14 protein-coding genes and 1 tRNA gene are annotated in these 13812 nt (G+C 71.0%); 5 read left to right on the top strand and 10 right to left on the bottom strand.

Going from position 1 to position 13812, the window contains the following annotated elements; genetic code table 11:
• Nucleotides 1–104 precede the first annotated feature (104 nt).
• Nucleotides 105–2042: a GTPase gene (locus ACFY1J_RS01590; RefSeq protein WP_390730555.1), complete on the bottom strand. Its 1938-nt coding sequence runs from the start codon at nt 2040–2042 to the stop codon at nt 105–107.
• A 153-nt stretch (nt 2043–2195) separates the two neighbouring features.
• Nucleotides 2196–3803 carry a dynamin family protein gene (locus ACFY1J_RS01585; protein ID WP_390730381.1) on the bottom strand — a complete coding sequence of 536 codons (1608 nt, stop codon included), beginning with the start codon at nt 3801–3803 and terminating at the stop codon, nt 2196–2198.
• Between the two features lie 320 nt (nt 3804–4123).
• Here ACFY1J_RS01585 and ACFY1J_RS01580 point away from each other — a divergent pair.
• From ACFY1J_RS01580 to ACFY1J_RS01570, 3 genes are all read left to right on the top strand, one after another.
• A tRNA-Arg gene (locus tag ACFY1J_RS01580) sits at nt 4124–4196 on the top strand.
• A 151-nt stretch (nt 4197–4347) separates the two neighbouring features.
• Entirely contained in the window at nt 4348–5058 is a 711-nt protein-coding gene (locus tag ACFY1J_RS01575) for a TetR/AcrR family transcriptional regulator (RefSeq protein ID WP_390730380.1), read from the top strand.
• 51 nt (nt 5059–5109) lie between these two features.
• Nucleotides 5110–6069, top strand: a complete 960-nt coding sequence (locus ACFY1J_RS01570) for a D-2-hydroxyacid dehydrogenase family protein (protein ID WP_390706682.1) — start codon at nt 5110–5112, stop codon at nt 6067–6069.
• A gap of 7 nt (nt 6070–6076) precedes the next feature.
• Here ACFY1J_RS01570 and ACFY1J_RS01565 read toward each other — a convergent pair whose 3' ends face one another.
• From ACFY1J_RS01565 to ACFY1J_RS01535, 7 genes are all read right to left on the bottom strand, one after another.
• On the bottom strand, nt 6077–6661 hold the full coding sequence (locus tag ACFY1J_RS01565) for a vitamin K epoxide reductase family protein (protein WP_390706683.1): 585 nt from the start codon (nt 6659–6661) through the stop codon (nt 6077–6079).
• The gene (locus tag ACFY1J_RS01560) at nt 6661–7161 is read right to left on the bottom strand and encodes a DUF5949 family protein (RefSeq protein WP_390706684.1); all 501 of its coding nucleotides are present in this window, start codon (nt 7159–7161) and stop codon (nt 6661–6663) included. The genes ACFY1J_RS01565 and ACFY1J_RS01560 overlap by 1 nt, the downstream gene beginning before the upstream one ends.
• A 198-nt stretch (nt 7162–7359) precedes the next feature.
• Nucleotides 7360–7650 (bottom strand): hypothetical protein, encoded by a 291-nt coding sequence (locus ACFY1J_RS01555; protein WP_390706685.1) that lies wholly within the window; start codon nt 7648–7650, stop codon nt 7360–7362.
• 213 nt (nt 7651–7863) lie between these two features.
• Complete coding sequence (locus tag ACFY1J_RS01550; protein ID WP_316754238.1) at nt 7864–8103, bottom strand: chaplin; 240 nt, start codon at nt 8101–8103, stop codon at nt 7864–7866.
• A gap of 380 nt (nt 8104–8483) precedes the next feature.
• Nucleotides 8484–9569 carry a chaplin gene (locus ACFY1J_RS01545; RefSeq protein ID WP_390730379.1) on the bottom strand — a complete coding sequence of 362 codons (1086 nt, stop codon included), beginning with the start codon at nt 9567–9569 and terminating at the stop codon, nt 8484–8486.
• A 152-nt stretch (nt 9570–9721) separates the two neighbouring features.
• Nucleotides 9722–9949 carry a chaplin gene (locus ACFY1J_RS01540; RefSeq protein WP_390706687.1) on the bottom strand — a complete coding sequence of 76 codons (228 nt, stop codon included), beginning with the start codon at nt 9947–9949 and terminating at the stop codon, nt 9722–9724.
• Between the two features lie 209 nt (nt 9950–10158).
• Nucleotides 10159–10569, bottom strand: coding sequence for a rodlin (locus ACFY1J_RS01535; RefSeq protein WP_390706688.1), 411 nt, complete (start codon nt 10567–10569; stop codon nt 10159–10161).
• A gap of 221 nt (nt 10570–10790) precedes the next feature.
• Here ACFY1J_RS01535 and ACFY1J_RS01530 point away from each other — a divergent pair, with 221 nt between their 5' ends.
• Nucleotides 10791–11201, top strand: coding sequence for a rodlin (locus tag ACFY1J_RS01530; RefSeq protein WP_363295253.1), 411 nt, complete (start codon nt 10791–10793; stop codon nt 11199–11201).
• Nucleotides 11202–11424: 223 nt separating this feature from the next.
• A complete protein-coding gene (locus ACFY1J_RS01525; protein ID WP_316754233.1) occupies nt 11425–11832 on the top strand; it encodes a rodlin in 408 nt (135 codons plus the stop codon).
• Between the two features lie 57 nt (nt 11833–11889).
• Here the strand turns inward: ACFY1J_RS01525 and ACFY1J_RS01520 are convergent, their stop codons facing one another.
• Nucleotides 11890–13809: an AMP-dependent synthetase/ligase gene (locus ACFY1J_RS01520; protein WP_390706689.1), complete on the bottom strand. Its 1920-nt coding sequence runs from the start codon at nt 13807–13809 to the stop codon at nt 11890–11892.
• Nucleotides 13810–13812 lie beyond the last annotated feature (3 nt).

Below are 13812 nucleotides of genomic sequence, written 5' to 3'. Positions count from 1 at the left end.
AGAGCCAGACTGCCTCCGTCGGGCCGGGCCCGCTGAGCGCTGTGGACCACCGGCCTCCTGTGGAAAACCTCGCCACCCCGACGGGTGATCCACATCCCGCGAACTCACCCCACGGCGGTTCCGGCCCTGGTCACCCGCACGTACTGCTCCCGTACCTCCCGGTACCGCAGCAGCTCCGCGGCCAGTGGATCGAGCACCCTGGCCCGGCCGCAGCCCGCGGCCGCCTCCCGCAATCGCCGCTCCGCCTCCTGGCCGTACCGCCGTGCCGGCCCTCGCGCCCCCATCCGGCAGCTCCACTCCACAAGCGGCCCACCGACGATGCCCGCCAGCATCAGCAGCACCGGCACCGCGAGGTTCGGCGCCAAGAGCCCGGCGATCTGGCCCACCAGCCACAGCCCGCCGACGACCTGAAGGATCGTCATGGACGCCTGGGCCAGCACGGCCGCCGGCCACCAGCCCGGTCGCGGCGGTCGCCCCGGCGGCAGCCCGGCCCGCGCCGCCAGGTCGTCCAGTGCCTCGGGCAGGCCCTGGGACCCCCGTACCGCCGCTTCGCGCACCGCCTGCGCCCAGGGCGCCGGCAGCCCGGCCGAGGCCCGTTCGGAGACCGTACGGACCGCCTGCTCGACGCGCTGACGTGCCGTCGCCTCCTCGTCCGCCTGCGTACGCAGGGTCAGCTGCCCGGTGGAAAGCTCGCCGCGGCCCTGGTACCAGCGCCACAACCGGAGCCAGGGCGTGCCGCAGGCCCGGTTGGCGTTGCGCAGCCAGGCACGCTCGGCGGCCTCGCCCGCGGCGGTGGCGCCGACCGCATCGGCGAGCCGGGCGGAGAACTCGTCCCGCGCCTCCTCGCTCAGCCCCGTGCGACGCCCGGTGGCGTAGACGGGCAGCAGCCGGTCCGCGGCCGAGTCCAGATCGGCCGCGATGCGACGGGCCGCGACCCGACGCTGCGACACGAACTGGCCCAGCACCTCTCGCAGTTCGCCGACGCCGTCCCCGGTGAGCGCGGACAGCGCGAGCACGGTCGCGCCCGGTTCGCCGTGCTCCCCCAGGGCGATCCCGTCCTCGTCGAGCAGCCGCCGCAGGTCGCAGAGGACCTGATCGGTGGCCTCGCCGGGCAGCCGGTCGATCTGGTTGAGGGCGATGATCATGACCTCGGAGTGGCCCGCCATGGGCCGCAGATAGCGCTCGTGGAGCATGGCATCGGCGTACTTCTCCGGGTCGACGACCCAGATGACGGCGTCGACGAGCTTCAGGATGCGGTCCACCTGCTCGCGGTGCTGTACGGCCGCCGAGTCGTGGTCGGGCAGGTCGACCAAGACGAGCCCGCGCAGCTGTGCCTCCGCCTCCGGGCTCTGCACCGGGCGCCGGCGCAGTCGTCCGGGGATGCCCAGGCGGTCGATGAGGCTCGCCGCGCCGTCGCTCCAGCTGCAGGTGATGGGAGCGGCGGTGGTCGGCCGCCGTACTCCCGTCTCCGAAATGGCCACGCCCGCGAGCGCGTTGAACAGCTGCGACTTGCCGCTTCCGGTGGCGCCCGCGATCGCGACGACGGTGTGCTCTCCGGAGAGCTTGCGGCGCGCGGTCGCCTCGTCGAGGACCCGGCCGGCCTCGGCGAGGGTCCGGCTGTCGAGGCGCGTGCGGGAGAGGCCGACCAGTTCGCGCAGGGCGTCGAGGCGGGAGCGGAGCGGGCCGTCGTACGCCAGAGAGGTCACCGGCTGTGTGCCGGGGTGGCGGGTCTCGACGAGGGACTCCGGTTCAGTGGCGCCCTCGGTGACCCGCCGTGCGATGAGGCCGTCGTCCCAGACTTCCGGGGTGCAGGCCGGGGTCTCGGCGGAGGAGTCAAAGGGGGGCGGGTCGCTGTCGCCGTGGCCCACGCGTGCGTGCCGCGGCGTGGTTGCGCGATCGGCGTCGGGGGCGGTGTCGGCGCCCGCTGCCGCGGAGGTGCCCACTTTGCGGAGGGCGTTGTCGCGTTCCTCGGTCTTGTTGTTGGTGGTGTTCTTGGCGTTCCTGGTGACGTTGGTGTTGTTGGTGGATTTGTCGGTGGCCATGGCGGCTTCGGCGTCCTCGGTGCTCGATGCCGCGCCACCGGTGTGACGGGCGTGCTCGATGCGATCCGTGTGCTCTGTGTGCCCCGTGTGCCCCCTGCGTTCAGGGTGTTCCGGGTGGTCCGTGTGGTCCTGGTCAGTGATGGCGGTCACCGGTCACCTCTCCTTCTGCAGTACGGACAGCGCGGCGATGAGTTCGGCCTGGTGTTCGGCGTGGACGTCAAGGGCGTCCAGCGGGGCGAGGCGGCGCTCGCGTTCGGTGTACATGACCCGGTCCAGGTGTTCGTTGAGCAGCCGTCCGGCGCGTTCGCGCAGCCGCATCGCACCGTGGACACCGATCCGCTCGGCGAGTCCCTCACCCGCGGTCCGGGCCCGGTGTGCGCCCAGCAGCGCCGTGGCGGCGAGGGCGGCGACGATCTCGGCGTCGGGCGCGAGACTCCTTTCGATCTTGCGTACTTCGTCCTCGGCGTACTCCTCGAGTTCGCGCCGCCAGCGCCGTACGGTCAGGCCGATGCGGTGCTCGGCGCTCTCCAGGGACGGGTCCCGCTCCACGAGTCCGGGCGCACTCGCGGCCGGCTCCCGCCGCCAGGACTGGTCGACCCGCTCGTCGGCGGCGGTGACGGCACACAGCATCAGCGCCGCCAGGCTCTCCAGCAGGGCGTCGAGCAGTTCGCGCGCGGTGCAGTCGAGGGGAAAGGCGCGCCAGCGCTTCAGGGCGCCCCCGGCGAGTACGGCGCCGGACTGCAACCGCCCCCGCACGCGCGTGTGCTCGCTGTCGTAGGCCGCCTCGACCGCGGAGGTGAGGCGCAGCGCGGCCGCGTACTGGGCGGCGGTGGCGCTGGCCAGCTCGGGCAGCCGGGCCTTCAGCGACTCCAGGACCCCGTACGCCGTACGCGCCAGGGCGTGCTGCCTGGCGCCGGGATCCTGTGCCATGTGGACGAGCCAGGTCCGCAGCGGGGCCACGGCGCTGGCCGGCAACAGTCCGCCGCCCCAGGCCGATTCGGGCAGCTCAGGCACGGTGAACCGGGGTACGTGGCCGAGGCCGGCCTTGGTGAGCAGGGCGCCGTACTGGCGGGAGACCTCGGCGACGACCTGGTGCGGCACCCGGTCGAGGACGGTCACCAAGGTGACGTCGTACTCCTTGGCCGTGCGCAGCAGATGCCAGGGCACGGCGTCGGCGTACCGGGCGGCCGTGGTCACCATGACCCAGATGTCGGCGGCGCAGATCAGCTCGGCGGCGAGGACGCGGTTCTCGGCGACGAGGGAGTCGACGTCGGGCGCGTCGAGCAGGGCGAGCCCGCGCGGGAGGCTCTCCGCGGTCTCGATCCGCAGCACGCGCGCGGGGTCCTCACCCGGGAGGAGCAGCTCGTCCCCCGGTTCCTGCTGGGGCACCCACACGCGGGTGAGGTCGGGCAGCACCCGCATGCCGCTGAACCAGTGATGGTCCTCCGGATGGCACACCAGTACAGGTGTCCGGGTCGTCGGCCGCAGCACGCCCGCTTCGCTGACCCGCCGCCCCACGAGGGAGTTGACGAGGGTCGACTTGCCGGCCCCCGTGGATCCCCCGACAACGGCCAGCAATGGCGCTTCGGGTTCTCTCAATCGGGGCACCAAATAGTCGTCGAGCTGTGCGAGCAGTTCGTCGCGGTTGGCACGCGCGCGTGGGGCCCCCGCCAGAGGCAGCGGGAAGCGTGCGGCGGCGACACGGTCGCGCAGGGCGGAGAGTGTGTCGAGCAGCTGAGGCCGTACGTCCAAGGTCACCACATGCGAAGAATGCCCAATTTTGGGGGAATTCTGAAGCATATAGACATGTCTGCGCGCCGACGGGACACATCGGACGGAAGGGATGACTGGGACGCGGGCACAGTCGAGGCATAACGAGTGCACAACACCCGGTGCGCGAGACGCCAAAAGCGGTGCACGATTCGTACCTGCCTGCGATTATCAGGACCGCTTCACCGAACCTCCACATTGAGCCACGGAGGCGAAGCAACAGGGACATGGATCCGGGAGCTCTATCCTTGTCCCCGGCAACGTCACGGATCAGCCCACACCCGGGCAGCACGTACGAGGCCACCACACCGGCCCCCGTAGCTCAGTGGATAGAGCAGGCGCCTTCTAAGCGCTTGGCCGCAGGTTCGAGTCCTGCCGGGGGCGCCGAGTCTCCGCCCTCCCCCGGGAGGGCGTTTTTGCTGTTCAGAGCAGGTTTTCGCACGGTACGACGAAGCCGCACGAGCACCCGAGCCGACTTGCACGGAGTGCGGTGCGGACTCGAACACTGTTTAAGTCCGTCGGCTACGCTGACTCCATGCCGCGGGAAACGTTGAATCGCGATCAAATCGTCGAAGCCGCGATCGAGCTCCTCGACGACGAGGGGGTCGAGGGTCTGAGCATGCGGCGCCTCGGCAAGCGGCTGAATTCGGCCGCGACGGCCATGTACTGGCACGTCGGCAGCAAGGAGAACCTGGTGGTGCTCGCCGCCGACCGGGTCTGGGGCGAGATCGAGCTGCTCAACCCCGTCCGGACCGGCTGGCGGACCGCCGCACGCGCGCTGGTCCAGGACACGTACGCGATGGTCCAGCGTCACCCCTGGCTGGTCCCGGCGATCAGCACGTACTTCGTGCACGGCCCCGGCATGGCCCGCTTCCAGAACCACTCGTACGCCGTCTACGAGGCGGCCGGGTTCAAGGGACACGACCTCGACTGGGCCGTGAACACCGCCTTCACCTTCGTGGCGGGCACCGCCCTGCTCGACGCCACCCACGCCGCCGCGGCCAAGGCCAAGGCCTCCGACCCCGCGGACCGGGCGGACGAGATCGCCGCCCAGTACCCCCGGCTGTGCGAGCGCACGGCAGTGCTGAGCGGGGCCGACGCCGCCGAACTGCTCAGCCAGAGCTTCGCCTTCGGCCTCGACACCATCCTCGACGGCCTGGAGGCCCGGCTGCGCGGCGAGGGCAGCGCGGCCGGGGTCCCTTCGATCGCCGGCACCTCCAACGCCGTACCCGGCTCGCTCCACTGACTGCCCCCAGGGCCCGCCGAGTACAGTCGCCGACGAGGAGGGCGAGACGACGTGCGACTTCGCTGTGCGGTGCTGGACGACTTCCAGGGTGTGGCCACCCGCTCGGCCGACTGGTCGGTACTTGAGGGCGAGGTGGAGGTCGTCGCGCTGCGCGAGCACATCGCCGATGAGGACGACCTCGCGGCGGCGCTCGCCGACTTCGACATCGTGGTCACCCTGCGCGAGCGCGTGCCGTTCCCGGGCTCGCTCATCGCCCGGCTGCCCCGGCTGCGGCTGCTCGTCGCCTCCGGGATGCGCAACAGCGTCATCGACTACGCCGCCGCCGAGGCGCACGGCATCACCGTGTGCGGCACCACGAGTTCCTCGACCCCGCCGGTCGAACTGACCTGGGCGCTGCTGCTCGGGCTCGCCCGCGGCATCGTCGAGGAGAGCAACTCGCTTCGCTCCGGCGGCCCTTGGCAGTCCACCGTCGGTGCCGACCTGCACGGCCGGCGGCTCGGTCTGCTCGGGCTCGGCAAGATCGGCAGCAAGGTGGCACAGATCGGGCTCGCCTTCGGCATGCAGGTCAGCGCCTGGAGCCGGAACCTCACCAAGGAGCGCGCCGACGAGGTGGGCGTCGACCTGGCCCCCTCGCTGGAGGACCTCCTGGCCACCAGCGACTTCGTCTCCGTCCATCTGGCCCTCGGCGACCGCACCCGCGGACTGCTGGGCCCAGCCGAACTCGCCCTTCTGAAGCCGACCGCCTACCTGGTCAACACCTCCCGCGCGGCGATCGTCGACCAGGACGCGCTGCTGGCCGCGCTCCACGGGGGCCGTATCGCCGGCGCCGCCGTCGACGTCTTCGACATCGAGCCGCTGCCCGCCGACCACCCGATGCGCACCGCGCCCCGCCTCCTGGCCACTCCCCACCTCGGCTATGTCTCGCGGGACAACTACGCCGCCTACTACGGCCAGGCGGTCGAGAACATCCGCGCGTACCTGGCGGGTTCACCGGTACGACGACTGCCCTGAGCCGGGCTCAGCTCGTCCAGAAGTCCCACCAGCGGGTGAGGATCAGCATGCCGACGATGCCGATGTGCAGCACCGGCAGCACCCAGGTGAACTCGGCGAGGAAGGCCTTCAACGCATCGGGGGCGGGCAGGAAGCCGTTGAGCACGTTGAAGGACGTCACGTACCAGAACATGATGATCGTCGCGATCCAGGCCAGACAGCACCACAGGCACAGCGCGTTGATCCGGTACAGCGACTCGAACTGCAGCCACGACACGAACCCGATGCCGAACAGGCAGCCGGCCTCGAAGGTCAGCCAGTACCAGCCGGGGAACGCGGCCCCGGCCAGCAGGCTCATGCCGACGCAGATCACGATGCCGTAGGCCACCAGGCCCAGCATCGGGTTGGGGAAGCCGAAGACCGCGGCCTGAGCGCTCTTCATCACGCTGCCGCAGGACACCACCGGGTTCAGGCTGCACCCCGGGACGAAGGCCGGGTTCTCCAGCAGTTTGAACTTGTCGAGGGTGATGATCCAGGAGGCCAGCAGCCCGGCCGCCCCCGTGAGCACCAGCATCAGCGCGAAGGCGCGGCCGGTGCCCGCCGTCCGCCGCATCAGCCGCGCAGGCTGCGGGCCGGCAGGAGGACGTGCGCGGCGGCGTTCAGGGTCTCCTCGGCGCCGGCGAACGCGATCAGCGCCTCCGGGGGGACCGGCTCACCGGGGCGGGCCCCGGGCCACGGGCGGGTGGTGAACACCAGGTGGGCGTGGCCGCGTCCGGCGACCGCCGCGAGCCACTCCGGCGGCGCGGCGCACTGGGCCTTGAACTGCGGCGTGGTGAGCACGGCCTGACCGGCCTCGACGAGCAGGGTCACCGGCAGGCCTGGCTTGTCGGCGGCGTCGACCAGGTCCCCGCCGGCCCGCAGGCCGTTGAGCGCCAGCAGTCGCTCGATCGCCGCCGCGGTCGCCGCCGGGCCGCCCTGCGCGTCCCCGAGGGAGTAGACCAGCAGGTACGGCATGTCGCTGCCGTCGGCGCCCGGGCCGCTCCAGGGGAGTACGACGAGGGTGCCGACGTCGGCGACGTGGAAGGGGCGCGTTGCGCTTGAGGTTGAGGTCACCGCGCGACCATATCCATGGGCCGGCGGGCGGCCGGACGCGTCATCACCCGACCGGCGGATACCGCTGGGGGCCTCCACACGAACGAGGGACGCCTCTTGACGTCCCTCGCCGTCTCTCAAGCGTCCCTCGTCGTCTCTCAAAACGTCCCCCGCTGTTCCCCGCCGTCCCCGACGCCCCTCGAACGCCCGACGTGCGGGTCAGCTCTGCAGCGGCAGACCGCCCAGCAGCGGGCTGTGCTGGTTGACGGCACCGGTCACGCCCTTCACCGCGTTGAGCACAGAGCCCTTGTTCTCGCTGTCGAGGGCGTCCGACTGATGCTGCAGCGGCATCACGTCGTTCAGCTCCAGAGGACCCTTGGTGAGCGTGTTCACGCCGCCGTTGAGGCTGGTGGGCGTGAGGTCGGCGGTGCTGTGGGCGAACGCGGGCGCCGCGGCGCCCGCGAGGGCCAGGGAACCGGCAACGACAGCGGCAGCCTTCAGGGACTTCATCGTGTTCCTTTCTCGGCGACTCACGTCACCTCGGGTGAGTCCGACGCCGTGTGCAACGAGTTCCGGCCGGGGCGGAAACCCCGTGCGCGCAAGACATACGAAATCTCCGCCGGAGTACGGCCGTCAGCGCCCCCGTGCAGGCAGACGCAAGCCGGCCGCCCTCCCGCGGGGAAACCGCGGACGGACGGCCGGCCGAAGGGGTGTGCTGCGACGTCAGCCGTTGGTGCAGGCGTTGCCGAACGACGGGTTCAGCAGGGCGACCACGTCAACGGTGTTGCCGCAGACGTTGACCGGCACGTGGACCGGAACCTGGATGACGTTGCCCGACAGCACGCCCGGCGAGTTGCTGGCGGTGCCTTGCGCGCCACTGTCGGCAGCGGCGATGCCGGCACCGCCGGCAACGGCAGCGGCAGCGGCGGTGGTCAGAACCAGGCCCTTCGCGATACGCGACATGGAGAGGTGCTCCTTGGGGTCGAGACAAACATCCGGACGGGGATGCCCGGCGTTGTGTCAACGCGTGGCTCTCCCGCGAGTTGTGCCCCCAAAGGGGTGATCCGAGAAGTGAGTCACCATCTTCACGAATCAGACACAGACGCCTGATTTCTTTGGGATTAGTACGGATAGCGGCCGGAGTTGTGGGGCAACGCCCGCCACACGAACCTGTGCTCCACCTGCGCATGACAAGCATGCACAAACGCCGGACAAGTGCCGGACAAACGCCGCGCGCACGGCGGCGGCCGTCACAGCCGGCACGCACGTGCGCGGGGGGGCGGCGCCGAAGCACGCGCCGAAAAACACGGGTGCCGGGCTATGGCGGCCCGGCACCCGGAGAACTACCGACGGGACGTGGCTCGGCCGCGCCGGTACAGGATCGTCCCGCCCATGACCAACGCCAGGCTGGCGGCGGAGGCCGCAAGCGTGGCCTCCGTACCGGTGCGCGCCAGCTGGGGCGGCGCTGCCTGGTCGTCACTGCCGGGGGTGTTGAGAGGCGTCGCCGCCGGGGTGGCGGTACGCGGTGGCGTGACGGTACGCGGTGGCGTGACGGTACGCGGCGGGGTCACCGGCGTCGTCGTGCGCGGCGGGGTCACGGGCGGCGTGCCCGGGGGCGTCACCGGCGGGGTCACGGGAGGCGTGACCGGTGGCGTCACGGGCGGAGTCACCGGCGGCGTGGTCGTGCCCGGCGGGGTGACCGGCGGCGTCGTCGTGCCCGGCGGGGTGACCGGCGGCGTCGTCGTGCCCGGCGGGGTCACGGGCGGCGTCGTCGTGCCCGGCGGGGTGACCGGCGGCCTCGTCGTACCCGGCGGGGTCACCGGCGTATTGGTCCTGCCCGGCGGAGTGGCGGTGTTGGCACAGCCGTTTCCGAAGACGGGGTTGAGTACGCCGATCACGTTCGCGGAGTTACCGCACACGTTCACCGGTACGTCCACCGGCACCTGCGCGGTGTTGCCGGAGCCGACGCCGGGCGAGTCCGTCGAGGTGCCGGACGCCGACGCGCCGGTGGTGGCACTGCCGGAGCCCGAGGTGTTCGCGCACGAGTTGCCGAACGCCGGGTTCAACAGGCTGGCGACATCAACGGAGTTGCCGCACGCGTTCACCGGCACATGCACCGGCGCCTGGACGGTGTTGCCGGACGCGACTCCGGGCGAGTTCGCCGTGGAGCCGGTGGCCGACGCACCGGTGGTGCCGGCGGTACCGGAGCCCGAGGTGTTCGCGCACGAGTTGCCGAACGCCGGGTTCAACGCGCCGACCACGTCAACGGAGTTGCCGCACGCGTTCACCGGCACATGCACCGGTACCTGGACGGTGTTGCCGGACGCGACTCCGGGCGAGTCCTTGGCGGACCCGTTCGCACCCGTGTCGGCCAGCGCGACGCCGCCGCACAGGGACACGATGCTCGTCGCGGCGGCAGCCGCGACCATTCCCTTACTCAGGGTCTGTCGCAATCTCGTTGATCTTCCTGCTTGAAGAATTGGGAGACCGGCCTCGGAGCGAGTGAACCCAAGGATCGAGGGATCAACGGTCCAAGGCCGGCCGTAACGCGGCCGGGTGGCCGGCGCGTTGCGTTACGTCGTCACTGGTTGCTGCAGGCGTTGCCCGACGCCGGGTTCAGCAGACCGACGACGTTCAGCGAGTTGCCGCACACGTTGACCGGGATGTGCACGGGGACCTGGATGACGTTGCCGGACAGGACGCCCGGGCTCCCGGTGGCCGAGCCGGAGGCGCCGGAGTCGGCGAACGCCGGGACGGCCGCACCGAGAGCCAGGACGATGCCGGCGGCAACGACAGTGGTCTTCTTCATGAACTTTCCCTTCTCTGCGGTCATGCCTATGACGGCCGAAACCGAGCGAGCACGACTTGTACGGCTCGCACCATGACCGACAGGCTGTAGAACGAGGGATAGACGGTCGAAGAAACTGCGGAACGCGCGGCACCCAGGAATTCACCCTAACGCCCTTACAGAATTGACAAAGCGTTAGTGAAACGCTCTTCCTGGGCGGCGGGAAATTCTCAGCTGTTGCCGGTGCCGTTGGCGGACAGGGCCGAGACGTCGTCCGCGATGTGCGACAGCGCCTCGTCGCCCTTGGCCTGCGTCGAGTTCTCGGCGCACTGCTGGTTCTGCGGCGTCGCCAGGACGTTGACGTCCTGGACGGCGACCGGGACGAGGCCGACGAGCGAGCCCGCGTTGGCCTTGGCCGGCAGGCCGACACAGAGCTTGTTCAGCGATCCCTGGACCGCCGAGAGCTGCGGGCTCATGGCGCCGCCGGTGGCCGAGTTGCCGAACGACTGCGTGGCGCCGACGCCGCTGGCGGAGGTGGTGCCCGTGTCGTTGCCGGTGGCAAGCGCCTCGGGAGCCGCTGCCGCCGACGCACCGACGACGGATGCGGCGACAGCCGCCGCGGCCATTGCCTTCTTGAGCATTTCGCTTTCCTTTCCTGTCCTGGCTCCTCGCCAAGACGCACGTTCCTGCGTCCACTTCAACCGGGAGCGCCGTGAATGGTTGCGGCCCGTCACCCGAACGGACCTGTTTGGCGCATTGAATTCGTTTGGGCCGACCGAGTGAATTGCAGCAACCATGCGACCCGGTGCCAGTTGAAGCAGGGCGCTCCGGTGGACGGGGTTTCTCCAGAAGGGAACTGCAAGTGATCAAGAAGGTTCTGGCCTCCGCAGCGGTCGCCGCTTCCGTCGTGGGTGCCTCGGCCGCCGCCGCCTCACCCGCGCTCGCGACCGGCAACGACACGGGCACCACCTCCGCCAGCGGCGTCGGGGCCGCCCAGTCGTTCGGCAACTCGGCCACGTACGGCAACATGAGCCCCCAGATGGCGCTCATCCAGGGCTCCCTCAACAAGCCCTGTGTCGGTCTGCCCGCCAAGGCGAACGTCGGCTCGCTCGTCGGCCTCGTCCCGGTCGCGGTTCAGGACGTCAACGTCCTGTCGTCCCCGCAGAACCAGCAGTGTGTCGAGAACTCGACCCAGGCCAAGGGCGACGAGCCGCTGTCGCACATCCTGGACGACATCTCGGCGCTGTCCGCCAACGGCACGGGCAACAGCTGATCGGACGCTTCCCGGACCCCTTCCGGGTTGTCACCAGCGGGCCGCCGAGTCTTCGGCGGCCCGCTGGCTTACGTTGCGTTACGCCCAGGGGACACGGGGGCGCCTTTTCCCATGATCGGACTGAGCTGGGCCGATCGGAGCAGCCCCCGCAACCTCAACCGCTCCGAACAGTTGACGATCATGCAGCTCCTCCCCGGAGTCCGCTTTTTCGAAGGGAACGAACATGAAGAAGCTGTGGGCAACCGCGGCTGTCGCCGCCTCCGTCGCCGGTCTCGCGGGCGCGGCCGCCCCGCAGGCGCTCGCCATCGGCAACGACAACGGCACCACGTCCGCCAGCGGCACCGACGCCACGTCGATGTTCGGCAACTCGGCCACCGCCGGCGACATGAGCCCGCAGCTGTCGCTGGTCCAGGGATCGCTGAACAAGCCCTGCGTCGGTCTGCCCGCCAAGGTGAACGCGGGTTCCCTGGTCGGCGCCATCCCGGTCGCCGTTCAGGACGTCAACGTCCTTTCCTCCCCGCAGAACCAGCAGTGCGTCGAGAACTCGACCCAGGCCAAGGGCGACGAGCCGCTGTCGCACGTCCTGGACGACATCTCGGCCCTGTCCGGCAACGGCACCAGCAACGGCTGAGCCTGCTCCCCGCCTCGGCGGGTCACCGGTCCCTTCCGGTGGCCCGCCGTTCGCGTGTCACGGGCGGTAGATCGCCTCGATCTGCTCCGCGTACGCCGCCGTCACCGCGTGCCGCTTGACCTTGAGGGACGGTGTCAGCAACCCGTTGTCCTCGCTGAACTCCCCCTCGACCAGGGCGAAGGCGCGGATGGACTCGGCGCGCGAGACGGCCTCGTTGGCGTGGTCGACGGCCTTTTGCACATCGGCGCGCAGCCGTGGGTCCCGGACCAGTTCGGACAGCGGGGTGTCCGCGGGCAGCTTCCGTACGGACAGCCAGTGGGCGACCGCCTCGGGGTCGAGGGTGATCAGGGCGGCGACGAAGGGACGGTTGTCGCCGACGACCAGGCACTGGCCGACCGGGGAGCGGCTGCGCAGCCGGTCCTCCAGGACGGCCGGGGAGACGTTCTTACCGCCGGAGGTGACGAGGATGTCCTTCTTGCGGCCGGTGATGGTGAGGTAGCCGTCGTCGTCGAGGGAGCCGAGGTCGCCGGTGGCGAACCAGCCCTCGCGCAGCACCGCCTCGGTCGCGGCCGGGTTGTTCCAGTACGCCCCGAAGACCAGCCCGCCCTTGATCAGCACCTCGCCGTCCTCCGCGAGGCGGACGGCCGCTCCGGGTACCGGCTGGCCGACCGTGCCGGGGCGGGGCCCCAGCGGGGGCACGATGGTGGCGGCGGCGGTGGTCTCGGTGAGGCCGTAGCCCTCGTAGACGATGATTCCAGCCGCGGAGAAGAACAGGTTGAGGTTGCGGTCGAGCGGGGAGCCGCCGCTGATGGCGTACCGCAGGCGGCCGCCGAGCTCCTTGCGGATACGGCGGTAGACCAGCAGATCGTACAGTGCCCAGGCGGCGTACAGGCCGGGGCCGGGGCCTTTGCCGGTGCCCAGGAACCTGCGCAGATACGCCTCCCCGAAGCGCACGGCGATCCGGTCGGCGCGGTCGAAGGACGCGCCCCGGCCGATCCGCTCGGCGGTCGCGCGCCCGGTGTCGTGGATCTTCTCGAAGAGGTACGGCACCCCGACCAGGAAGGTGGGGCGGAACTCCCGCAGCGCCGGGCGGAGTTCGTCCGGCTTGACGCTGGGGAAGTGGCCGATCTCGATACGGGCCATCAGACAGGCGATCTGCAGGGTGCGGCCCATGATGTGGGCGAGCGGCAGGAAGAGCAGGGTGGAGGCGGTCTGCCCGGTGACCGCCTGGAAGACGGGGTGGAGCAGTTCGACCGTGTTCGCGGCCTCGGCGTGCAGATTGGCGTGGGTGAGGACGCAGCCCTTGGGCTTTCCGGTGGTGCCGGAGGTGTAGCAGACCGTGGCCACGGTGTCGGGGGTCAGGGTGCCGCGGCGCTTGGCGACTTCCTCGTCGGCGATGTCCCGGCCGAGGTCGGTGAGTTCGGCCAGGGCGTCCGCGTCGAGCCGCCAGACGTCCGGGGGTTCGGGGTGGCCGGCGGTGCCGGTGGCGACGGTGGCCGCGTTCTCGGCCGTCTCGGCGACCACGTAGCGGGCGCCGGAGTCGCGCACGATCCACTCCACCTGCTCGGCGGAGGAGGTCGCGTAGATGGGAACGGTCTGGCCGCCGGCCGCCCAGATGGCGAAGTCCAGGACGGTCCACTCGTAGCGGGTGCGGGACATGACGGCGACCCGCCCGCCCGGTTCGAGGCCCGCCGCGATCAGTCCCTTGGCCGCGTCCGTGACGTCGCGGGCGAAGGCGGCCGCCGTGACCGGGCGCCACACGCCGCTGTCACGGCGGCGCAGGACCACGGCGCCCGGGGCCTCGGCCGCGTTGGTGAAGGGCAGGTCGGCGGTGGAGCCGGTCGTCGTGGCCGCCGCGAGCGCCGGGGTGCGGGCCTCGCGTACGACGCCGTGCTCGTCCCTGACGGTCTCGACCCGGATGCGCGCCGCCAGATCGGTGCGCCGCCGTGCCCGCTTCAAGTCCCTGCGTACGCCCATGAC

This window comes from Streptomyces sp. NPDC001406 (assembly GCF_042895285.1).
In the GTDB taxonomy this organism is placed as follows: Bacteria; Actinomycetota; Actinomycetes; order Streptomycetales; family Streptomycetaceae; genus Streptomyces.
This window is presented reverse-complemented; position numbering and strand designations above follow the sequence as displayed.